The organism is Streptomyces sp. NPDC048352 (assembly GCF_040651895.1).
In the GTDB taxonomy this organism is placed as follows: Bacteria; Actinomycetota; Actinomycetes; order Streptomycetales; family Streptomycetaceae; genus Streptomyces.
This window is the reverse complement of the sequence record NZ_JBEZKZ010000015.1, coordinates 1-22,022: the sequence shown is the minus strand read 5'-3', so window position 1 is coordinate 22,022 and position 22,022 is coordinate 1. Positions and strand designations below refer to the sequence as shown.

Here is a 22,022-nt window from a genome sequence, read left to right as displayed (position 1 = left end):
GAGAACCCGCCGCCATGTACGAGCTGTCCCGGATCCGCCTCTACTCCATCGGGCCCGCCGGCGCGCGCTACGCCGACACCGTGCTCGACCTGCGCGGAGTCGGCGAGCCGGTGCCCCATCCGGCGCCCGCCCAGGCGGAGTTCTTCGAAGAGGAGCCCACGGGCCCGCTCCGGCGCCCCGCGCCCGCCGGCGTGCTCTTCCTGGAGAACGGCGGCGGCAAGTCCGTCCTGCTCAAGCTGATCTTCTCGGTGATGCTCCCCGGCCACCGCAACACCCTCGGCGGCGCCAGCTCCGGCGTGCTGCGCAAGTTCCTGCTCGCCGACGACTGCGGGCACGTCGCCCTGGAATGGCAGCACACCCAGACCGGCGAGTGCGTCGTGGTCGGCAAGGTCAGCGAATGGCGCGGACGCCAGGTCTCCAACGACCCCCGCAAGTTCGCCGAGGCCTGGTACTCCTTCCGCCCCGGCCCGGGCCTGAGCCTGGACAGCCTCCCCGTCGCCGAGGCCACCTCCGTCCGCCCGCCCGTCGAGGGCGCCTCGGGCGCCCAGGGCCGGCGCCGCACCATGAAGGGCTTCCGCGACTCCCTCACCGAGGCCGGGAAGGCCTACCCGCACCTGGAGGTGTACTGGGAGGAGATCCACGACCGGTGGAACGAGCACCTCACCGAGCTCGGCCTCGACCCCGAACTCTTCCGCTACCAGCGCGAGATGAACGCCGACGAGGGCGAGGCCGCCGGCCTCTTCGCGGTCAAGAAGGACTCCGACTTCACCGACCTGCTGCTGCGCGCGGTCACCGACACCCGCGACACCGACGGCCTCGCCGACCTGGTCCACGGCTTCGGCAACAAGCTCGGCCGCCGCGCCGAGCTGATGGCCGAACGCGAATTCACCGCCGGCTCCGTGGACCTGCTCACCCGGATCGTGGAGGCCGCCGAGGCCCGCTCCCGGCTGCGCGACGTCCACGCCGGCGCCGAGCGCCGTACGCGGACCCTCGCCCGGCGGCTGTCCGCCCGCGCCGCCGAGGAGCGCGGCCGCGCCGCCGACCTCGCGCAGCGGGTCACCGGCGCCGCCCACGAGGTCACCGCCGCCGAGGCACAGCGGGCCCGCAGCGCAGCCGTCTCCGCCGAACTCGCCTACCGCCACGCCTCCCTGGCGCTGACCGTCGCCGACAAGGCCGCCGCCGCGCAGCGCCGTGAACTCCTCGAAGCGCGCACCCTGCACTCCGCCTGGCAGGCCGCCGAAACCGTGCTGCGCCACCGCGCCGCCGCCGACCGCTCCGCGCGGGTCGCCGCCGCCATCCTGGAGGCCGAACGGGACGCCGCCCCGGCGCTGGCCGCGCGCGCCACCGCCGCCGCCCAGCTGGTACGGGCCCTGCACACCGCTGCCGAGCAGGGGGAGCGGGCCGCCAACGAGGAGGAGGAGCGCTCCGCCGAACTGCAGTCCCTCGGCGAGAGCGCCCACCGCGACGCCACATCCGCCGCCACCGCCGCCCAGCGCGCCCGCAGCGAGGCCGAGCACCTGCGCGCCCGGCTCGCCGAGGTCGAGCAGGAGACCGCGGACGCCGTCCGGGCCGGCTGGCTGGACGACACCGCGCCCGACGCCGACCCGGCCCGTGCCGCGCTCGCCGCCAGCGACGCCGAGAAGGCCGCCGTGGCCGCGTGGGAGGAGTCCCGCGAGGCCGCCAGGGCCGCCGCCGATGCCGCCCGCGAGGCGGCCTCCGCGGAGTCCCGCGCCGAGCTCACCGCGGCCCGCGCCGCCGACGCCGCCGACGCGGCCGAGGCCGCGCACGCCGCGGAGCACCGCGCCGCCGAGTCCCTGGCCGCGTCCCCGCGGCTGGCGGAGCTCCTGGGCCTCCCGTCCGTCCCCGAGACCTTCCTCCCGCACCCGCGCGCCGGCCGGGCCGCCGACTCCGCCGATGCCGCCGGGGCGGGCTCGGGGGCCGGTACGCCGGCCGGAGCCGGGCGCGGTTCGGCCGGGCACGGTCCGGCGGGCCACGGTCCGGCCGGGCAGGACCCGGCCCCGGCCGCCGGCGCCCCCGGCCGCGGGGGCGCCACCGCCACGGCCGACGCCGGTGCGCCCGCCCGCCCCGCGGCCGCCGGGCTCACCGCCGAGGACCTCGACCGCAACGCCGACACCCTCCGCGAACTGCTGGCCGACACCGTCGGCTCGGCCGAACGCCACCTGTTCGAGCTGCGCACCGCCGCCGCCGACGACGCCCGCATCCTCGGCGCGCTCGGCGACGGCGGCCTGCTGCCGCCCGGCCCCGACGTCCTGGCCACCGTCGAGTACCTCGGCGAGCACGGCATCCCGGCCCTGCCGGGCTGGCGCTACCTCGCCCAGTCCGTCGACCCCGCCGACCACGCCGCCGTCCTCGCGGCCCGCCCCGAACTCGTCGACGGCGTCGTCATCACCGACCCCGACACCCACGCCCGGGCCCGCGAGGTGCTCTCCGGAGCGGCCCTGCTGCCCCGCTCCACCGTCGCCGTCGGCACCGCCGCCGCCCTGCTGGCCCCGGTGCCGCCGGCCGACGGCGCTTCGGCGGTGTCCGGCATCTTCATCGTCCCGCCGAACCCGGCCATGCACGACGAGCACGCCGCCGACGAGGAGCGCCAGGCGCTGCGCGCCCGGGCCACCGCCCGCGACGGCGAGATCCGCGACCTGGCCGCCCGCCTCGCCGGCGACCGCGAGCTCGCCGCCCGCCTCGCCTCCTGGCGCACCGGCTGCCCTGCCGGCCGGCTCGCCGAACTGGCCCGGCAGGCCGAGGTCGCCCGGGCGTTCGCCGAGGAGGCCGACGCCGAGCTGGCGGAAGCCCGTACCGTACGCGCCGAGGCCGAGGAGGCCGCCGCCGACGCCGCCCGCGTCCGCGACGAGCGCCAGGACACCGCCCAGCGCGCCCGCCGGGCCGCCGACGCCCTCGCCGGCCTCGCCCACCGCCTGCGCGAACGCTCCGCCTGGCAGGCCCGGGTACGCGAACTCGCCGAAGAGGCCGCCGAGTCCGAAGCCCGCGCCGAAGCGTGCCTGGACCGCGCCCGCGCCGCCGACGAGGACCGCCGCGCCGCCCAGCGCGCCGCCGACGACGCCCGCCGCACCGCCCGCGCCCTGCGCGCCGAACGCGCCGAGATCGCCGGAGCCCCCGACCCCCTCCCGGAGGACGACGGCACCGTCAGGGCGCCGCTGCCCGACCTCCGCGAGGCCTACCGCGCCGCCTCCCAGCTCTACGAGAAGGTCGGCGTCGGCGCCGACCTGCGCGCCGAACAGGCCCGCGCCGAGAGCGACGAGAGCGCCGCCCTCGCCGAACTCGACCGGCTCACCAACAAGGTCCGCACCCGCGCCGCCCAGCTCCTCGAAGGCACCGACGGAGCCGACGGCCCCTCCCGGCAGGCCGCCGCCGCCCGCGCCGAGGCCCTCGTACAGATGCTGGAATCCCGCGCGTCCGCCGCGAGCGAGCAGCTCGGCCGGCTGCGCGGCGAAGCCGAACGCCACGCCCCCGCCGAGGGCGAGGCGCACACCGAGCTGCCCGAGGAACTGGTCCCGGCCGACGTCGAACAGGCCCAGGGCCTGCTGCGCAGCGCCACCGCCCAGCTCGCGGCGCACTCCGCCGCCGTGGAATCCGCCCGCGCCGCCCACGCCGACCTGCTGCGCGCCCACCGCGCCGCCGAGGACGGAGCCGGCGGTTTCGACGAGACCGCCGCCCTGCTGCGGGACCTGCTGCGCGACCACACCCACCCGGAGGACGAGCAGGAGCCCGCGGCCCACCCCGGCACCCTGGAGGAAGCCCGGCAGTCCGCCGCCGAGGCCCGCCGCTCCCTGCGGGCCTGCGCCGCCGACCTCTCCGCCGCCGAGTCCGCGGTGCGCGAGGCGAGCGACGTCCTGGTGCGGCACGCCAACGCCACCCGGTACGAGCAGGTGCGCACCCCCGCCCGCCAGCAGATCCGCGAACTGCCCGCCTCCGCCCTGCCCGAGCACGCCGCCGCCTGGGCCGCCGCGTTCGCCCCCCGGCTGCGCGTGCTCACCGACGAGCTCGCGCAGCTGGAGCGCAACCGCGACAGCATCGTCGACCGGCTGCGCGGCCTCGTGGAGTCCGCCCTGGCCACCCTCCGCTCCGCCCAGCGCCTGTCCCAGCTGCCCGAGGGCCTCGGCGAATGGTCGGGGCAGGAGTTCCTGCGGATCCGCTTCGAGGAGCCGGACCAGGCCACGCTCACCGAGCGGCTCGGCGAGGTCATCGACGAGGCCACCCGCGCGGCCGTGAAGAAGAACAGCGCCGCCTCCTTCGGCGAGGGCCGCCGCGACGGCATGTCCCTGCTCCTGCGGGGCGTCCAGGCCGCCCTCGAACCCAAGGGGATCTCCGTCGAGATCCTCAAGCCCGACGCCGTCCTGCGCGCCGAGCGGGTCCCCGTCGGCCAGATGGGTGACGTCTTCTCCGGCGGCCAGCTGCTCACCGCCGCCATCGCCCTCTACTGCACGATGGCCGCGCTGCGCAGCAACGACCGGGGCCGCGACAAGCACCGCCACGCGGGCACGCTCTTCCTCGACAACCCGATCGGGCGCGCCAACGCCACGTACCTGCTGGAGCTCCAGCGGGCCGTCTCGGACGCGCTCGGCGTGCAGCTGCTGTACACGACGGGCCTCTTCGACACCACGGCCCTCGCCGAGTTCCCGCTGGTCATCCGGCTGCGCAACGACGCCGACCTGCGCGCGGGGCTGAAGTACATCAGCGTCGAGGAGCACCTGCGCCCGGGCCTGCCGCAGCAGTCCCCGGAGGGCGAGACGATCCACGGCGAGATCACCGCCACCCGCATGTTCCGCAGGGCCGGCGCCTCCTGACCCGCCCGCGGCGCCGCCCGCCGGACCGCCCCCGCACGGGCCGCCGGTCAGCGGGCGGTGCGGCGGTGGACCGGTATGCCCCCGGCCAGGGGAGCGGCCGCCAGACGGCCCTCCTGGCCGGCCGTCCGGCCCCGCCAGGGCTCGCGCGCGGCGGTGCCCGGCTCCGACAGGACACCGTGCCGCTGGTTCCACATCTGCCGGGTGATCCACACGTCCAGCACCGCCCAGGTGGCCACGACCGTCGCCGCTATCCCGATGAGCACCATCGGGAAGGCGAGCCACGACCCGGTCACCGCGAGGAAGAAGGCGATCGTGGCCTGCGTCAGCGTCACGGCCACGACCAGCACCGCCCGCACCGCCGACGCCCGCACCGGATCGGGCATGCGCCGCCGACGGGCCGGCGCCTCCACCCACAGGCCCCGTCCCGGAGCCTCGGCCGCCGTACCGTCCTCGTCGTACATCCTCATCGTCCGCTCACTCCCCGCCCCGCGGTCCGCCGTCGCCGCGCCCGCGATCGCCCCCGGCGCTCCGCTCCGCCCTACCTGTCAGACGATCGGACGCGCCCGGAGATTCCCGTATACCGGACCCGGAACACAGAATTCCAGCCATCCGTCCGAACATCGGAACTGACAGCCCACCAAGTGTCATCTGCCACATATCGGGCGGGACTTGCCCGGAAGTGTCGGACAACTGGTGATCTTCGCCCGGAAGGCAGGCCGAAAACGTCCGGACACCTCTGCGAAGCCGCTCCGTGGCAGTAGTAGGCTCACGCCGTTTAAATGACGGAACACCGACCTCTGACAACGGGGTTGAGCTGGGGGAGGCTGGGGAGGCCATGCGCTTTCGCGGGAAGTCCATCCGCCGGAAGATCGTGGCGTTGCTCCTGGTGCCGCTCGTCTCCCTGACCGCCCTCTGGGGCTTCTCGACGGTCATCACCGGCCGGCAGGCCGTGCAGCTGCTCGACGTCGCGTATGTCATCAAGAAGGTCGGCTACCCCATGGAGGACGTCGTACGCGTCGTCCAGAAGGAACGCCGCCAGACCCTGGTCGTCCTCGGCGACCCCCGCGCGTCCGCCGCCACCGCCGAACTCACCAAGAGCCGCACCGCGACCGACACGATGGTCCGGTCCATCACCGCGAACGCCCTCGACCCCGAGGTCTCCGACGAGCTCAGCCCGCAGGCCCGCCAGCGCCTGAAGTCGATCCTCGAAGCCCTGCAGGGCATCACCGCGCTGCGCCGCTCGGTCGACCAGGGCGCCGTCAACCCCGGCCAGGCCCTGGACCTCTACAGCCGGCTCGTCGACCCCTGCTACGAGTTCCTGATGAACCTCCACGCGCTGGAGAACGTCGAGATGGACAAGCAGGGGCGCGCCCTCGTCGGCATCACCCGCGCCCGCGAGACGCTCTCCCGCGAGGACGCGGTCATCGCCTCCGCCCTCGCCGCCGGCAACGTCCCCGCCGCCGACGTCCGGCACGTCTCCGACCTGGCGGCCAACCGCCGCCTGCTGTACGAGTTCAACCTCGCGATCCTGCCGTCCGACGACCGCAAGCTCTTCGGGCAGTACTGGAACGGCGCCCAGACCAAGGCGCTGCGCGACGCGGAGGAACGGTTCATCACCGGCGGCGCCGGCAAGAACCCCCGGGTGACCGCCGCCCAGTGGGACGAGGCCGCCAACAAGGTCCTCGGCGACCTCGCCGTCATGGGCACCGCCGCCGGCGACCGCTACCAGCACCGCGTCGAGCCGGTCGCCACCGGCGTCGTCGTCCAGGCCGCCGTGGCCGGCGTCCTCGGCTTCATCGCCCTCGTCGTCTCCCTCGTGATGTCTGTGCGCATCGGCCGCGACCTGATCCGGGACCTGTCCCGGCTCCGCAAGGAGGCCCACGAGGCCTCCGGCGTGCGGCTGCCCAGCGTCATGCGCCGCCTCGCCGCCGGCGAGACGGTCGACGTGGAGACCGAGGCGCCCCGCCTGGAGTTCGAGAAGGACGAGGTCGGCCAGGTCGGCCTGGCCCTCAACAGCCTCCAGCGCGCCGCCGTCGAGGCCGCCGTCAAGCAGGCCGAGCTGCGCCGCGGGGTCTCCGAGGTGTTCGTCAACCTGGCCCGCCGCAACCAGGTGCTGCTGCACCGCCAGCTGACCCTGCTCGACACCATGGAACGGCGCACCGAGGACACCGAGGAACTCGCCGACCTCTTCCGCCTCGACCACATGACCACCCGCATGCGCCGCCACGCCGAAGGCCTGGTGATCCTCTCCGGCGCCGCGCCCTCCCGCCAGTGGCGCAAGCCCGTCCAGCTGATGGACGTCGTACGGGCCGCCGTGGCCGAGGTCGAGGACTACGAGCGCATCGAGGTGCGGCGCCTGCCCCGCATCGGCATCGAGGGCCCCGCCGTCGCCGACGTCACCCACCTCGTCGCCGAACTCCTCGAGAACGCCACCGTGTTCTCGCCCCCGCACACCGCCGTCCAGGTCCACGGCGAACGCGTGGCCAACGGCTTCACCCTGGAGATCCACGACCGCGGCCTCGGCATGAACCCGGAGGCGCTGCTCGACGCCAACCTCCGGCTCGCCGAGACCCCCGAGTTCGAGCTCTCCGACACCGACCGCCTGGGCCTGTTCGTGGTCAGCCGCCTCGCGCGCCGCCACAACGTCAGGGTCGTCCTCCAGCCCAGCCCCTACGGAGGCACCACCGCGGTGGTCTTCCTCCCCGCGGACCTGCTCACCGACGCCCCCGACACCAACGGCACCGGCATCCGCCTCGACGCCGTGAAGGGCGTCCGGGGCCTGCGGACGGGCCCCGGCGCCAAGAGCTCCGCGCGGCCCGGACCTACCGCCCTCGACCGGGCGCAGTCGGCCCGCCCGCTGCCCGCCGGGGTGCTCAACGGCCCCGTCGAGCTGGAGGGCCCCCTCGGCCTCCTCGACCTGGACGGCCTCGACGGCCCCGACGGCCTCCACGGCGCCGCCGGGCTGGACGAGGTGGCCACCGGCATATCCGGCCTCACCGGCGTCGGCGGGCGCCCGCCCATGGCCACCCTCGACGACGAGACCCCGCCCGGCGGCATCCCGCGCAGCGCCCTGTTCGGCACCGGCTCCGCGGACCGCCCCCACGGCGGCCGCCCGCACGGCGAGCGGCACGCCGAGCGCGGCCCCTGGAAGCGCGACCGGGGCCGCGACCGCGACCGGGAGCCGCTGGCCCCCACCGGCCCGGTCCGCGTGGAACACCCCCGGCCCGAGCCGGCGCACCCCGACGGCCCCCGCACCGGCGGCGCCGTCCCGCTGCCCCGCCGCCGCCCCACGCCCACCCTGGTCGCCGAGCACGGCCGCCGCGTCGAGCCCCGCCCGGCCGCCGTGAAGGCCCCGGCCCAGCCGCGCCCGGGCCCCGACGAGCCCGGCACGGGCGGCCTGCCCCGGCGGGTCCGCCAGGCGAACCTCGCACCACAGCTCAAGAACGCCCCGGCACCCGCCGCGGCACAGCCCGCCGCGGACCCGGTGACCGACCGGGACGCGGAGGACGTACGCACGCGCATGTCCGCCCTCCAGCGCGGCTGGACGGCGGGCCGCGACCAGCACGCACAGCAGCAGTCCGAGACCGAGGCCGGCCGCACCGGCGCCGGTCCCGCGCACGAGAACGAAGGGGACGGTCGATGACCGCACCGCAGACCGGAAACGACACCAGGGGCCGCGGCTCCGGCCCGCTCAACTGGCTCCTCGACGAACTCGTCGACAAGGTCGGCAGCATCCGCAAGGCGGTGGTCCTCTCCGGCGACGGCCTGCCGACGGGCAGCTCCAAGGACCTGACCCGGGAGGACAGCGAGCACCTGGCCGCCGTGGCCTCCGGCTTCCACAGCCTCGCCAAGGGCGTCGGCCGCCACTTCGAATCCGGGCGGGTCCGCCAGACGGTGGTCGAACTGGACGAGGCCTTCCTCTTCGTCATGGCCGCGGGCGACGGCAGCTGCCTGGCCGTGCTCTCCGACTCCGACTCCGACGTCGGCCAGGTGGCGTACGAGATGACGCTCATGGTCAAGCGCGTAGGCGACCACCTGGCGACCGCCCCGCGCTCCGGGCTGCCAGCCGGAGGGTGAGTCGGACGGCATGAGCGATCCAGGCCAGGACCACCCCCCGACCGCCCCTCTGACGCCCGAGCCCGGCCACTGGTTCGACGACGACGCGGGTCCCGTCGTACGCCCCTACGCCATGACCCGCGGCCGGACCAGCCACGCCGCCCAGCACCGCCTCGACCTGATCGCGCTCGTCGTCGCGGAAGCGGCGGCCGACGATCCGGTCTGGGACATGACCCTCTCCCCGGAACACGCCCACATCCTCGGGCTGTGCCGGGAACGCCCCCAGTCGGTCGCGGAACTCGCCGCGGACCTCGACCTCGCCATCGGCGTCGTCCGGGTCCTGATCGGCGACCTCGTCGACGAGGAACTGGTCCACGTGACCAGGCCGGTCCCGCCGGCCGAACTGCCCGATGAATCCATTCTGCGTGAGGTGATCGATGGCCTTCGGGCGCTCTAGCCGCACCGGCGCGATGCATGCCGTCTCGCCGGTCGAGCCGCTGACCCTGAAGATCCTGGTCGCGGGCGGTTTCGGGGTGGGCAAGACCACCCTGGTCAGCGCGGTCAGCGAGATCCGGCCGCTGCGGACGGAGGAGCGGCTGTCCGAACCGGGCGCCGCCGTGGACGACACCGGGGGAGTGGAGCAGAAGAGCACCACGACCGTGGCCATGGACTTCGGCCGCATCACCCTCCGCGAGGACCTGGTGCTGTACCTCTTCGGCACGCCCGGACAGGACCGCTTCTGGTTCCTGTGGGACGAGCTGGCCCAGGGCTCCCTCGGCGCCGTCGTGCTGGCCGACACGCGCCGGCTCGCCGACTGCTTCGCCGCGATCGACTACTTCGAGCGGCGCGGCATCCCCTTCGTCGTCGCGGTCAACTGCTTCGACGGGGCCGAGCGCCATCCGGTGGTGACCGTACGGGAGGCGCTCGACCTCGATCACGAGGTGCCGGTGCTGCTGTGCGACGCGCGCGACCGGGAGTCCGTCAAGGACGTCCTGGTGGGAGTCGTGGAGCACGCCATGTCGCTCGCGCGGGCCCGCCGCAGGAGCATGAGCGCCTCGTCCTGAGGCAAGGGCCCCGCACAGGGAGGCGGCCCGTACCCCCGCCGACTGGGGTACGGGCCGCAGCTCTCATGGGGGGTCACGGAGCCCCGGTCGCCGCGGGACTGTGGAGAGAGTGTGAACCCGCCGCCCGGGGCCGTCAAGCACTCTGACGGCAGCACTTCTCCGCACGCCCTCACCGCACGGCCACGACCGCCGATCCGTGTCCGAACAGCCCCTGGTTCGCGGTGATCCCGGCCCGCGCCCCCGGCACCTGGCGCGCCCCGGCCGTGCCCCGCAGCTGCCACGTCAGCTCGCACACCTGGGCGATGGCCTGGGCCGGTACCGCCTCCCCGAAGGAGGCCAGCCCCCCGCTCGCGTTGACCGGCATCCGCCCGCCGAGCGCCGTCGCCCCCTCCCGGACCAGCTTGGCCCCCTCGCCCTCCCCGCACAGCCCGAGGTCCTCGTACCACTCCAGCTCCAGCGCGGTGGACAGGTCGTACACCTCGGCCAGCGACAGGTCCCCGGGCCCCAGCCCCGCCTCCTCGTACGCGGCGCGCGCGATCGAGGCCCGGAAGGAGCCGGCCGCGGGCTCCACGGCCACCGCCGAGTCGGTGGCGATGTCCGGCAGGTCCAGCACCGTACGCGGATACGTGGGCGTCACCGTCGACACCGCCCGGATCCGCACCGGGTCCGCCACCCCGCGCGCCCGCGCGAAGTCCATGCTGCTCAGCACCAGCGCCGCGCCCCCGTCGGAGGTGGCGCAGATGTCCAGCAGCCGCAGCGGATCCGCCACCACCGCCGAGGCCGCGACCTCCCCGGCGGTGACCGCCTTGCGGTAGCGGGCGTTCGGGTTGTGCGCCCCGGCCGCCGAGTTCTTCACCTTGACCAGCGCGAAGTCCTCGGCCGTGTCCCCGTGGAGCGCCATCCGGCGGCGGGCGTACAGCGCGAAGTAGGCGGGGTTGGTGGCCCCCAGGACGCGGAACCTCAGCCAGTCGGGATCGTCCGGCCGCTCACCGCCGGCCGGGGCGAAGAACCCCTTCGGCGCGGCGTCGGCACCCACCACCAGCACCACGTCCGCCAGCCCGGCGAGGATCTGCGCCCGGGCCGTCCCGATGGCCTGGGCCCCGGAGGCGCAGGCCGCGTACACGCTCGTCACCCGGGCGCCCTGCCAGCCGAGCGCCCGCGCGAAGGTGGCCCCCGCGACGTAGCCCGGGTAGCCGCCGCGCACGGTGTCGGCGCCGACCACGGACGGCACGTCGCCCCACTCCAGCCCGGCGTCGGCGAGCGCCGCCCGGGCGGCGGCCCGCCCGTACTCCACGAAGCTGCGGCCCCACTTGCCCCACGGGTGCATGCCGGCCCCCAGCACGGCCACGTCCTCGCTCACCGGTCCCCTTCCACCGGCTTGAACTGCCAGGTCAGCCAGGTGGTTCCGGCGTCCTCGCCGAGCACCCCGGCGACCGCCTCCACCTCCATGCCGACCGCCAGGTCGGCCGGCGTCACCCCCGGCGCGGCCTGCCCGAGCACGACCATCCGCTCGGCCTCCAGCTCCACCGCGACCAGGGTGTACGGCTCCCAGGGCACGTCCGGATCGGACACGTACGGGGCGGGCGGGCGGTAGCGGCCGTCCGTGTACGACCAGACGCGGCCGCGCGGGGACAGCGGGACCTCGGCGAGCTCGCCGCCGCCGGGACAGTGCGGATTGCGGCAGTACGCGTCCTCGCGCGGGAAGAACACCGACGTGCAGGCCGAACACCGGGTGCCGAGCAGGCGGAAGCCGCCCTCGGCATCCGGCCCGGTGAACCACCCGCTCACCACGGGCGTGCGTGTGCGTTCCAAAACCCCTCCCGGACAGGCGCTATCTGACGAAGCGTCAGAAGTGTGCCACGGGCCGCCCCACCGCGACAGACTCCCCGCACCCGCGACGACGCTCCGGGGTCCCGCACACCGCGCGTCCGCCCCGAGGCCGCAAGGCCCCGGAAGCCCTCCGGACCGCCGCAACCCCCGCCGTCCCCGAGCCCCTTGTCATACCATCGCCGCATGCCGGCACTGCTGAGGGACTCGCACTGCTCCACCTGCGGAGCTCCGTTCGACACCACCGCGTGGCCCCGTACCTGCGCCGCCTGCGCAGCCGTCACCTACCGCAACCCGCTCCCCGTGGCCGTGGCCCTGCTCCCGGTCGAGGACGCCGCCGGCACCGGCCTGGTGGTCATCACCCGCACCATCGAGCCGGCGCGGGGCGGCATCGCCCTGCCCGGCGGGTTCATGGACTTCGGCGAGGACTGGCGCACGGCGGTGGTCCGCGAACTCCGCGAGGAAACCGGCATCGAGGCCCCGGCCTCCGACGTGGCCCTGGCCGACGTCCTCAGCTCCGCGGCCGGCCACCTCCTGGTCTTCGGCCTCCTCCCGCCCCGCCGGGCCGCAACGCTCCCGCCCTCGGCCGCCACCGACGAGACGACGGGCTGGCACGTCCTCCACGCCCCGGCGGAACTGGCCTTCCCCCTCCACACGCGCGCGGCGGCCTCCTGGTTCGCGGGCCGCTACGACGCGCCCGGAGGCGGCACGCCCGGTCTCGCCGGCGGGTGAGGCGCGGGGACCCCGCTGCGCGGCCCTGGGATTACACCGGCAGGTCCATCACCAGCGAAGCCAGCCCCACCACCCCCACCGCCGTCCCGGCGACCACCGCACCCCGCGCCCACAGCACTCCCGCCGGCACGGGCCGCGCCCGGTCCCGCAGCAACGCCCCGACCGCCATCGGCAGCACCGTGCCCGCCACGCACCCGGCCCACACCACGCCGAAGCCCGGCACGCCGGCACCCTGCGTCCCCAGCCACCACCGCACCACCACGGCCGCCGGCGCCGACGCCGGGACCGCCAGCACCGCCACCGCGACCGGCCGCGGCCACGCGCTCACCCGGGCGGTCCAGCGGCCCAGCGCCGCGAGCGGCTTGACCAGCAGCAGCCCGTGCAGGAACCCCGCCGCGGCCAGCGAGATCGCGGCCACGCCCAACTCCCCGGGACCCCCCGCCGGAACCGCCCCGGTCACCAGCAGCAGGGCCCACACCGTGACCGGCTGCCACGTGCCCACCACCTCGGAACCCGGCACCCGGTCCCACCGCCGCGCGGTGGCCGGCACCCGCCGGCCCAGTGCCGACCGGTCCGGCCCGTAGGCCCGCGCCGGGCTCGCTAAGACCATCACAAACTCCCTGCTCCCACCGACCGCCGACGGCACACCCGCCGCCCACCGCAGCCTCCTCCTCCCCCCTACACCGGGCCTACACCCCTGATCCCCGCACCTCTACCCCGCTCACCACACCCCCGTCCTCGTCCTCCACCACCACCGCGTCCCCGGCCCACCGCACCGCGTACCGCTCCACCTCACCCGCCTCGAAGCCCGGCCCCGGATCCCGGATCACCACCCCGCCGCCCGTCCGGCCCCGCGCCGGGGCCCACGCCTCCAGCCCCACCGACCCGTCCGCCCGCCGCACCGCCAGCACCGAGCCCGCCCGCGCCAGCACCGGCATCCGCCCCGGCGGCGCCTCGAACAGGACCTGCCCGGGCCCCTCGTACGCCGCCCCCGTCGCCGTGTCGTACCAGCGGCCCCGCGGCAGCCGCACCGCCCGCCGGTCCGCCCCGCACTCCAGCACCGGCGCCACCAGCAGCGCGTCCCCCAGCAGGAACGCGTCCTCGCAGTCCCGCAGCCGCCGGTCCTCCGGCGACCCCCACCACACCGGCCGCACGTACGGCGCCCCCGTCCGCCGCGCCAGGTGGGCCAGCGTCACGAAGTACGGCCGCAGCCGCTCCCGCTCCGCCAGCACCGCCCCCGCCTGCTGCGCCACCTCCGGCCCGAACTCCCAGGGCTCCCGCCGCCCCGCCCAGATCGCCGAATGCGTCCGGAACAGCGGCAGGTACGCCCCCAACTGCAACCACCGCAGGTACAGCTCCGGCGAGGGCGACCCTCCGAAACCCCCGACGTCCGGACCCGAGTACGGCACCCCGCACAGCCCCAGCCCCAGCACCAGGGCCAGCGACGCCCGCAGCCCCTCCCAGCTGCTCTCCACGTCACCGGACCACGTGCCCCCGTACCGCTGCATCCCCGCCCACCCCGACCGGGAGAACAGGAACGGCCGCTCGGCCGGCCGCAACCGCACCAGGCCCTCCCAGCCGGCGCGCGCCATCATCAGCCCGTACACGTTGTGCCCCGCCCGATGGTCGCCGCCCGCCCCCTCCAGCGCGTGCCGCGCCGAGCGGGGGAGCGTCGCCTCCCCCCACGGCGCGAAGGACACCGGCTCGTTCATGTCGTGCCAGAAGCCCGCGAAGCCCTGCGCCAGCCGCTCCTCGTACAGGCCGCCCCACCACTCCCGCGCCGCCGGATCCGTGAAGTCCGGATACGCGCACTCGCCCGGCCAGACCTCGCCGCGCACCTCCCGCCCCCGCGCGTCCCGTACGAACGCCCCGCGCGGCCCCACCGCCAGACCCGAGGCGTGCACCGGGTCGCCCGCCTTCACCGCCGGGTCCACGATCGACACCAGCCGGACCCCCCGCTCGCCCACCTCCCGCGCCAGCCCCGGCAGATCGGGGAAGGCCCGCCGGTCCACCGTGAACACCCGGTGCCCGTCGTAGTGGTCGATGTCCAGGTGTACGGCCGACAGCGGCAGCCCGCGCTCCGCGTACCCGGCCACCACCCGCCGCACCTCGGCCGCACTGCCGAACCCCCACCGCGCGTGCTGGTACCCCAGCGCCCACTCCGGCGGGACCGCGGCCGCCCCCGTCAGCCCCGCCCACCCCTGGAGCACCCGCGCCGGCGTCCCCACCAGCACCCAGCACCTCGGCGGGCCGCCCTCCAGCCGCAGCTCGCTCGTCCCCTTCCGGTCCGCCCCCGAACCCGCCCCCTCCTCGCCCTCGCGCAGGAGGACCCGCCCCTCCCAGGGGTTGTCGTAGAAGGCCAGGTGCGTCCCCGCGTCCGCCACCACCACCTGCACCGGCATGGTGATGTACAGCGGGTCGGTGTCCGGCCCGAAGCCGCCCTTGGGGTCCGTGTTCCACAGCCGGTACTCCCCGTCCCGCAGCCGAGGCCCCCGCGCCCGCCCGCCCAGCCCGAAGAACCGCGCGTCCGCGGGCACCTCCGCACGCTGCAACCACCGCGAGCCGCCCTCCGCCGGCCCCACCCAGGCGACCCCCGCGCCGTCCCCCTGCCGGTCCGCCCGGCCGTCCCCGGCGCCGTCCGCCCGGCCGTCTCCCCGCCGGCCCCCCAGCCCGTCCCCGGTGGCGTTCCCCGGGCCGCCCGCCTGGTCGTCCCCCGTGCCGTCCCGCCGCCGGTCCCTCCGGCCGTCCCCGGCGCCGTCCGCCCGGCCGTCCACCGGGTCCCACCACCGCGGTGGGAGCTCCCGCCGCAGCACCGCCCCGCCCGGGGTCCGCACCTCCACCGCCCCGTGCCGGGACACCGCCACCGTCACCCGCTCCGAGACCACCCGCCAGCCGCCCCCGGTGTCCGGCTCCAGCACCGCCCGGGGATCGGGCTCGGGCCCCCCGCCCACCACCGCGTACGACGGCCCCGGGCGGGCCCCGTCCCAGCCCCAGAACACCGCACCGCCCACGGTCACCCGTACCAGCAGCTCACTGCGCGCGAACCGCAGCACGCCCCCGCCCGGCCGGGCCTCCGTACCGGCCAGCAGCCCCGGCACCCGCGCGCGCTCCGGGCCCCGGCGCGGGAGCCCCTCCGCGTCCGCACGCCGGTGGCGCCACGCCGAGCGCCAGGCCCGCCGCCCGCGCGCCGTACCGATCTCCATCACCGCACGCACCAGATCACGACCGTCCATGCCGGTCACCCTGCCACCGGCCCCCGGCCGCGCGGGCGGCGTTCAGCTTCCGTTCACCCGGAAAACGATCAGCCCGCCCGGACCGGGACGGCTCTGGTGCGGATGTCGATCACATGGCATGGTCCCTGTGGGCCGCCGCACGCACACCGACGCCGCGGTGGCACCCTACGCACACGAAGCGCGAGCCGCAGACTTGACCGGGAGCCGACCCATGACTTCAGCCACCCAGCCGGAACCGCTCTGGTCCCCGGGCCCCGACCGGATCGCCGCGGCCCGCGTCACCGCCTTCCAGGCCTGGGCGGCCGAACGGTTCGGGGCCCCGGCCGAAGGCGGCTACCCGGCCCTGCAGCAGTGGTCCGTCGACGCGCTCGACACCTTCTGGCAGGCCGTCGCCGAATGGTTCGAGGTCCGCTTCAGCACCCCCTACCAGGAGGTCCTGGCCGACCGTTCCATGCCGGGTGCCCACTGGTTCACCGGCTCCACCGTCAACTACGCCGAGCACGCCCTGCGCGCCGCCGAGGACCCCGCCCGCGGCGGCGACCCGGCCCTGCTCCACGTCGACGAGACCCACGAACCCACCCCCGTCACCTGGGCCGAACTCCGCCGCCAGGTCGGCTCGCTCGCCGCCGAGCTGCGCGCCCTCGGCGTACGCCCCGGCGACCGCGTCGCCGGCTACCTCCCCAACATCCCCGAAGCGGTCGTCGCCCTCCTCGCCACCGCCGCCGTCGGCGCGGTGTGGACCTCCTGCGCCCCCGACTTCGGCGCCCGCAGCGTCCTCGACCGCTTCCAGCAGGTCGAGCCCGTCGTCCTCTTCACCATCGACGGCTACCGCTACGGCGGCAAGGAACACGACCGCCGCGAAACCGTCGCCGAGCTGCGCGCCGAGCTCCCCTCGCTGCGCGCGGTCGTCCACATCCCGCTCCTCGGCACCCCCGCCCCCGAGGGCACCCGCACCTGGACCGAGCTGACCTCCGGCTCCGCCGAGCCCGTCTTCGAGCCGGTGCCCTTCGACCACCCGCTGTGGATCCTGTACTCCTCCGGCACCACCGGCGCCCCCAAGGCGATCGTCCAGTCCCAGGGCGGGATCCTCCTCGAACACCTCAAGCAGCTCGGCCTGCACTGCGACCTCGGCCCCGAGGACCGCTTCTTCTGGTACACCTCCACCGGCTGGATGATGTGGAACTTCCTCGTCTCCGGCCTGCTCACCGGCACGACCGTCGTCCTCTACGACGGCAGCCCCGGCTTCCCCGACACGGGCGCCCAGTGGCGGATCGCCGAGCGCACCGGAGCCACCCTCTACGGCACCTCCGCCGCCTACGTCATGGCCTGCCGCAAGGCCGAGGTCCACCCCGCGCGCGACTTCGACCTCTCGGCCGTCAAGTGCGTCGCCACCACCGGCTCCCCGCTGCCCCCCGACGGCTTCCGCTGGCTCCACGACGAGGTCGCCGAAGACCTCTGGATCGCCTCCGTCAGCGGCGGCACCGACGTGTGCAGCTGCTTCGCCGGAGCCGTCCCCACCCTCCCCGTCCACATCGGCGAACTCCAGGCCGCCTGCCTCGGTACGGACCTCCAGGCGTGGGACCCGGCCGGCAAGCCCCTCATCGGCGAGGTCGGCGAACTCGTCGTCGCGGCCCCCATGCCCTCCATGCCGATCCACTTCTGGAACGACGCCGACGGCAGCCGCTACCGCGACAGCTACTTCGAGATGTTCCCCGGCGTCTGGCGCCACGGGGACTGGATCACGATCACCGACCACGGCTCCGTCGTCATCCACGGCCGCTCCGACTCCACCCTCAACCGGCAGGGCGTGCGGATGGGCTCCGCCGACATCTACGAGGTCGTCGAACGTCTCCCGGAGATCAAGGAATCCCTGGTCATCGGGCTGGAGGAGCCGAACGGCGGCTACTGGATGCCGCTCTTCGTCCACCTCGCTCCCGGTGCCGCCCTCGACGAGCCCCTGCGCAAGAAGATCGCCGCCACCATCCGGGAGCAGCTCTCCCCGCGCCACGTCCCCGACGAGATCATCGAGGTCCCGGCCGTCCCGCACACCCTGACCGGCAAGCGCATCGAGGTACCCGTCAAGCGGCTCCTCCAGGGCACGCCGATGGCGAAGGCCGTGAATCCCGGCTCGGTCGACCACCCCGAGCTGCTCGCCTTCTACGAGGAGCTGGCGCGCACCCGGAGGTGACTGTCAGTGGCGCCGATTACCGTGAGTGAGCAAGCCATCGCTCCACTCAGGGGGAACCATGAACGCCACGCCCGACACACCACGCACGACCCAAGGCACCGCATCCCCCACGGCACCCGGCCCGGCACGTCCGGCCCGCCGCCGTGACCTGCGCCGCGAGGTCCCCAGCACCGTCGGCCTCCTCACCGACCCCGGGGACTTCGCGGCCATGCGGGACTACCCCAGCTTCGGCTTCGACCACCACGACGACTACACCGACTACCTCCGGCACGTCGACGTCCTGCTCCGCTCCCTCGCGGCCCAGGGCATCCACACCACCGTCGCCCTCTTCGACCCCGAGGAGTACGCCCACTACTGCGCCGAACACGGCCTCGACCCCGACAGCGCCCACACCCGTACGCGCTTCACCGCCGAGCTCGCCGCCGGCCCGACCCTGCCCTACGCCGGCCAGCCCGTCGAGGAACTCGTCGCGCTCCTCGTCGACGAAGCCGTCCGCCAGTCCACCTGGGAGTACGCCACCGAGCTGCTCACCGGCGCCGGAGCCTGCGCGGACTGCGGCGAGGACATCGGCCGGGCCTCCTTCGAGCGGGCCGCCGACATGCTCGAACGCCTCGTCGCCGGCGCCGGACCGGGCCACCACCACCTCGTGTGCAGCGTCCCCGCCGAGCAGGAACAGCTCATCGCCGTCCTGCACGCCGAGGCGGCCGCCGGGCCCGGAAGCCGGCCCGGCATCGACGGCCGCGAAGGCCTCGACTTCGTGACCGTCCTGGCCGCCGGCCTCGCCCTCGGCGGCGCCGGGGGGCTGGTCCTGCGCAGCACCACCGAGGGCTTCCGCGACCGGGTCCACGGCTGGCGCCTGGACCGCGGCCGCCTGGTCGCCCTGACCGCGGCGGCCGTCTTCGACGCCTACTGCACGGACGCCGACACCGGCGACCCGGTACCCCCCGAGCCCGGGGTCGAATACTGCCCCGGCTACGAGGTGGACGTCCCGGGCCCGCACCGCGAGTAGCCCTTCCCGGCCAGCACCGGGAAACGCCCGAGGGGCCCCCGCCCACGGCGAGAGCCCCTCGGACCGACCGCGCGAACCGCCCGCTACTCGCCGGACAGCACCGCCTGCGCGGCCAGCCGCGCCTCCTCCGCCGTGTCCGACGCGCGCGCGGCGGCCGCCGCACGCTCGCACTGCGCGAGGGTGTACTTGGCGAGCGTCGCCCGCACGTACGGGATCGAGGCGGCACCCATCGACAGGGAGGTGACACCCAGACCCGTCAGCACACACGCCAGCAGCGGGTCCGACGCGGCCTCACCGCAGACACCGCAGCTCTTGCCCTCCGCCTTGGCGGCCTCGGCCGACATCGCGATCAGGTCGAGCAGCGCCGGCTGCCACGGGTCCTGGAGCCGCGACACCGCCCCCACCTGCCGGTCGGCGGCGAAGGCGTACTGCGCCAGGTCGTTCGTACCCAGCGACAGGAACTCCACCTCCTGCAGGATCGAGCGCGCCCGCAGCGCGGCGGAGGGGATCTCCACCATCGCCCCGAACTTCGCCACCAGACCGGCCTCGCGGCAGGCGTCCGCGAACGCCCTGGCGTCCGTACGGTCGGCCACCATCGGAGCCATGACCTCGAGGTAGACCGGCAGGCCCTCGGCGGCCTTGGCCAGCGCGGTCAGCTGCGTGCGCAGCACCTCCGGGTGGTCCAGCAGCGTCCGCAGGCCGCGCACGCCCAGCGCCGGGTTCGGCTCGTCCGCCGGGGTCAGGAAGTCCAGCGGCTTGTCGGCACCGGCATCCAGCACCCGCACCACGACACGCCCCTCGGGGAACGCTTCCAGCACCTTGCGGTACGACTCGATCTGCTTGTCCTCGGACGGCGCCTTCCTGCTGTCGTCCAGGAACAGGAACTCGGTGCGGAACAGCCCCACGCCCTCGGCCCCGGCCTCGACCGCCGCCGGCACGTCCGCAGGCCCGCCGATGTTCGCCAGCAGCGGCACCTTGTGCCCGTCCGAGGTGGCCCCCGGACCGGAGGAGGCGGCCAGCGCCGCCCTCCGCTCGGCCGCCGAGGCCTCCAGCTCGGCCCGCTTCCCGTCCGTCGGCTCCACGAAAAGGTCACCGGTGCTGCCGTCGACGGCGATGACCGTGCCCTCGGCGATCTCACAGGCCCCCGGCAGCGCCACGATCGCCGGCACGCCCAGCGCACGGGCGAGGATCGCGCTGTGGCTGGTCGGCCCGCCCTCCTCGGTCACGAACCCGAGCACGAGCGCGGGGTCCAGCAGAGCCGTGTCGGCGGGCGCCAGGTCCCGCGCGATCAGCACGTACGGCTCGTCGCTGTCCGGCACACCCGGCATCGGCACGCCCAGCAGCCGCGCCACGATCCGGTTCCGTACGTCGTCCAGGTCGGCCACCCGCCCGGCCATGTACTCACCGGCCCCCGCGAGCAGGTCGCGGTAGGAGGCGAACGCGTCGTAGACACCGCGCTCGGCGGTGCTGCCGACGGCGATCCGCCGGTCCACGTCCGCCATCAGCTCGGGGTCCGTGGCGATCATCGCCTGGGCCTCGAGCACGTGCTGTGCCTCGCCGCCGGCCAGCTGGCCGCGCGCGATCAGGTCGGCCGACACCGCCTCCACGGCCTGACGGGCGCGCCCCTGTTCGCGCACCGCCTCCTCCGCCGTGATCTGCTTCGCCGGCGGCTCGAGCACAGCCGTACCCATGTGCCGAACCTCGCCGATCGCCACACCGTGGCTCACGCCGACGCCTCGCAGCGTTGTCTCCATTACACCCGTCTCCGATTGAGCGGCGGCCCAGCCGCCGCGATGGATATCCGACTCCGGTCCGCCCGCGCGGCGGGCGGACGCGTCACCGCCAGCTGAAGAGCTGGTCGCCGGCCTTGACGTCGTCGTCCTCCATGACGCCGCCGAGGGAGTCGGCCGTCGCCTCGAGCGCCACGACGGGGCAGATCGGGGACTTGCCGGCGGCCTCGACCGCGGCGGGGTTCCAGCGGATCACGGCCTGGCCGCGGGTGACGGTGTCGCCCTTGTTGACGAGCAGCTCGAAGCCCTCGCCGTTGAGCTGCACGGTATCGATGCCCAGGTGCGTGAGGACGCCGTGGCCCTCGCCATCGACGACCACGTACGCGTGCGGGTGCAGGGAGACGACCACACCGTCGACGGGGGACACCGCCTCCGAGGCCTCGCGCACGGGGTCGATGGCGGTGCCCGGTCCCACCATCGCGCCGGAGAAGACCGGATCCGGCACAGCCGCGAGTCCGATGGCGCGCCCGGCAAGTGGGGACGTCACGATGGTCATGGGGGCCTCCCAGGGGGTGGGGCTTCTTGGTGGCGCCGTCACTCCGTGTGGCGAACGGCGTACTGGTCAGAAGGATATGTCACGGGTTGTACGGGTTCGCCCGATGTCGATCCCGATCCGAGCTGGCCCTCCGGCACGGAGACTAGTGGACTAGACCGGTGGACTAGACCATACGCGTGATTCGATTTGCCTGCGCCCCAGGGGAGGGGTACTGTCGTGAGTCCCGCCAGGACGTGGCGCGTGAACACCTCGCGAACAGTCCGGGGCCGGGACTCCTCCTCAACCAGTGATGATCTCGAACTCCGCTTGATCTCTTTCCGCATGCCCTCAGGGCGAAACGGCAAGTGGTCGGAGAGACGGAAAACCGCTGATAGAGTCGGAACCGCCGGAAAGGGAAAGCGCGAAAGCGCAGGACCTGGAAAGCAAGCGAGAAAGACTCTGATAGAGTCGGAAACGCAAGAACAACACAGAACGAAAGCCCGGAGGAAAGCCCGAGAGGGTGAGTACAAAGGAAGCGTCCGTTCCTTGAGAACTCAACAGCGTGCCAAAAATCAACGCCAGAAGTTGATACCCCGTCCACTTCGGTGGATGAGGTTCCTTTGAAAAAGTCCTGCCCTTCGGGGTAGGCAAAAAACACAGCGAGGACGTTGTGGCGCGTCGGTCTTATTCCGACATGACGTGCCCGCTCAACGTGTGTGTGCACCGGATTACCGGTAAACATTCATGGAGAGTTTGATCCTGGCTCAGGACGAACGCTGGCGGCGTGCTTAACACATGCAAGTCGAACGATGAAGCCCTTCGGGG

At 74.8% G+C, this 22,022-nt stretch carries 15 protein-coding genes and 1 rRNA gene; 9 read left to right on the top strand and 7 right to left on the bottom strand.

Annotated features, from left to right (window positions below; translation table 11 throughout):
* Window positions 1-14: 14 nt before the first annotated feature.
* Window positions 15-4,823, top strand: a complete 4,809-nt coding sequence (locus AB0D45_RS10955; protein WP_362457103.1) for a hypothetical protein — start codon at window positions 15-17, stop codon at window positions 4,821-4,823.
* Between the two features lie 47 nt (window positions 4,824-4,870).
* On the opposite strand, the gene AB0D45_RS10950 is transcribed toward AB0D45_RS10955, so the two are convergent.
* Window positions 4,871-5,290 (bottom strand): hypothetical protein, encoded by a 420-nt coding sequence (locus tag AB0D45_RS10950; RefSeq protein WP_362457100.1) that lies wholly within the window; start codon window positions 5,288-5,290, stop codon window positions 4,871-4,873.
* Between the two features lie 368 nt (window positions 5,291-5,658).
* On the opposite strand from AB0D45_RS10950, the gene AB0D45_RS10945 reads away from it, so the two are divergent.
* From AB0D45_RS10945 to AB0D45_RS10930, 4 genes are read left to right on the top strand one after another with little or no spacing between them, the layout of a single operon-like run.
* The gene (locus AB0D45_RS10945) at window positions 5,659-8,466 is read left to right on the top strand and encodes a nitrate- and nitrite sensing domain-containing protein (RefSeq protein WP_362457097.1); all 2,808 of its coding nucleotides are present in this window, start codon (window positions 5,659-5,661) and stop codon (window positions 8,464-8,466) included.
* Window positions 8,463-8,900, top strand: a complete 438-nt coding sequence (locus AB0D45_RS10940; RefSeq protein ID WP_361609137.1) for a roadblock/LC7 domain-containing protein — start codon at window positions 8,463-8,465, stop codon at window positions 8,898-8,900. Before AB0D45_RS10945 ends, AB0D45_RS10940 begins: the two co-directional genes overlap by 4 nt.
* 10 nt (window positions 8,901-8,910) lie before the next feature.
* A complete protein-coding gene (locus AB0D45_RS10935; RefSeq protein ID WP_361609135.1) occupies window positions 8,911-9,336 on the top strand; it encodes a DUF742 domain-containing protein in 426 nt (141 codons plus the stop codon).
* Window positions 9,317-9,943: an ATP/GTP-binding protein gene (locus AB0D45_RS10930; RefSeq protein ID WP_361609133.1), complete on the top strand. Its 627-nt coding sequence runs from the start codon at window positions 9,317-9,319 to the stop codon at window positions 9,941-9,943. Before AB0D45_RS10935 ends, AB0D45_RS10930 begins: the two co-directional genes overlap by 20 nt.
* Before the next feature lie 169 nt (window positions 9,944-10,112).
* On the opposite strand, the gene AB0D45_RS10925 is transcribed toward AB0D45_RS10930, so the two are convergent.
* Entirely contained in the window at window positions 10,113-11,303 is a 1,191-nt protein-coding gene (locus tag AB0D45_RS10925) for a lipid-transfer protein (protein ID WP_362457092.1), read from the bottom strand.
* A complete protein-coding gene (locus AB0D45_RS10920) occupies window positions 11,300-11,755 on the bottom strand; it encodes a zinc ribbon domain-containing protein (RefSeq protein WP_362457089.1) in 456 nt (151 codons plus the stop codon). Before AB0D45_RS10920 ends, AB0D45_RS10925 begins: the two co-directional genes overlap by 4 nt.
* Before the next feature lie 201 nt (window positions 11,756-11,956).
* On the opposite strand from AB0D45_RS10920, the gene AB0D45_RS10915 reads away from it, so the two are divergent.
* Window positions 11,957-12,502: an NUDIX domain-containing protein gene (locus AB0D45_RS10915; protein WP_362457086.1), complete on the top strand. Its 546-nt coding sequence runs from the start codon at window positions 11,957-11,959 to the stop codon at window positions 12,500-12,502.
* Window positions 12,503-12,533: 31 nt separating this feature from the next.
* Here the strand turns inward: AB0D45_RS10915 and AB0D45_RS10910 are convergent, their stop codons facing one another.
* Window positions 12,534-13,112, bottom strand: a complete 579-nt coding sequence (locus tag AB0D45_RS10910) for a hypothetical protein (protein ID WP_362457083.1) — start codon at window positions 13,110-13,112, stop codon at window positions 12,534-12,536.
* A gap of 79 nt (window positions 13,113-13,191) precedes the next feature.
* Window positions 13,192-15,735 (bottom strand): TIM-barrel domain-containing protein, encoded by a 2,544-nt coding sequence (locus AB0D45_RS10905; RefSeq protein WP_362457080.1) that lies wholly within the window; start codon window positions 15,733-15,735, stop codon window positions 13,192-13,194.
* Window positions 15,736-15,946: 211 nt separating this feature from the next.
* Here AB0D45_RS10905 and AB0D45_RS10900 point away from each other — a divergent pair, with 211 nt between their 5' ends.
* Together AB0D45_RS10900 and AB0D45_RS10895 are read left to right on the top strand one after the other, a co-directional pair.
* Complete coding sequence (locus tag AB0D45_RS10900) at window positions 15,947-17,923, top strand: acetoacetate--CoA ligase (protein WP_362457078.1); 1,977 nt, start codon at window positions 15,947-15,949, stop codon at window positions 17,921-17,923.
* Window positions 17,924-17,981: 58 nt separating this feature from the next.
* Complete coding sequence (locus AB0D45_RS10895; RefSeq protein WP_362457075.1) at window positions 17,982-18,932, top strand: hypothetical protein; 951 nt, start codon at window positions 17,982-17,984, stop codon at window positions 18,930-18,932.
* Between the two features lie 83 nt (window positions 18,933-19,015).
* Here AB0D45_RS10895 and ptsP read toward each other — a convergent pair whose 3' ends face one another.
* Window positions 19,016-20,686 (bottom strand): phosphoenolpyruvate--protein phosphotransferase, encoded by a 1,671-nt coding sequence (gene ptsP, locus AB0D45_RS10890; protein ID WP_361611352.1) that lies wholly within the window; start codon window positions 20,684-20,686, stop codon window positions 19,016-19,018.
* Between the two features lie 82 nt (window positions 20,687-20,768).
* The gene (locus AB0D45_RS10885) at window positions 20,769-21,218 is read right to left on the bottom strand and encodes a PTS glucose transporter subunit IIA (protein ID WP_361611354.1); all 450 of its coding nucleotides are present in this window, start codon (window positions 21,216-21,218) and stop codon (window positions 20,769-20,771) included.
* A 720-nt stretch (window positions 21,219-21,938) separates the two neighbouring features.
* Between AB0D45_RS10885 and AB0D45_RS10880 the strand changes: the two genes are divergently transcribed.
* A 16S ribosomal RNA gene (locus tag AB0D45_RS10880) occupies window positions 21,939-22,022 on the top strand; the annotation flags it as partial.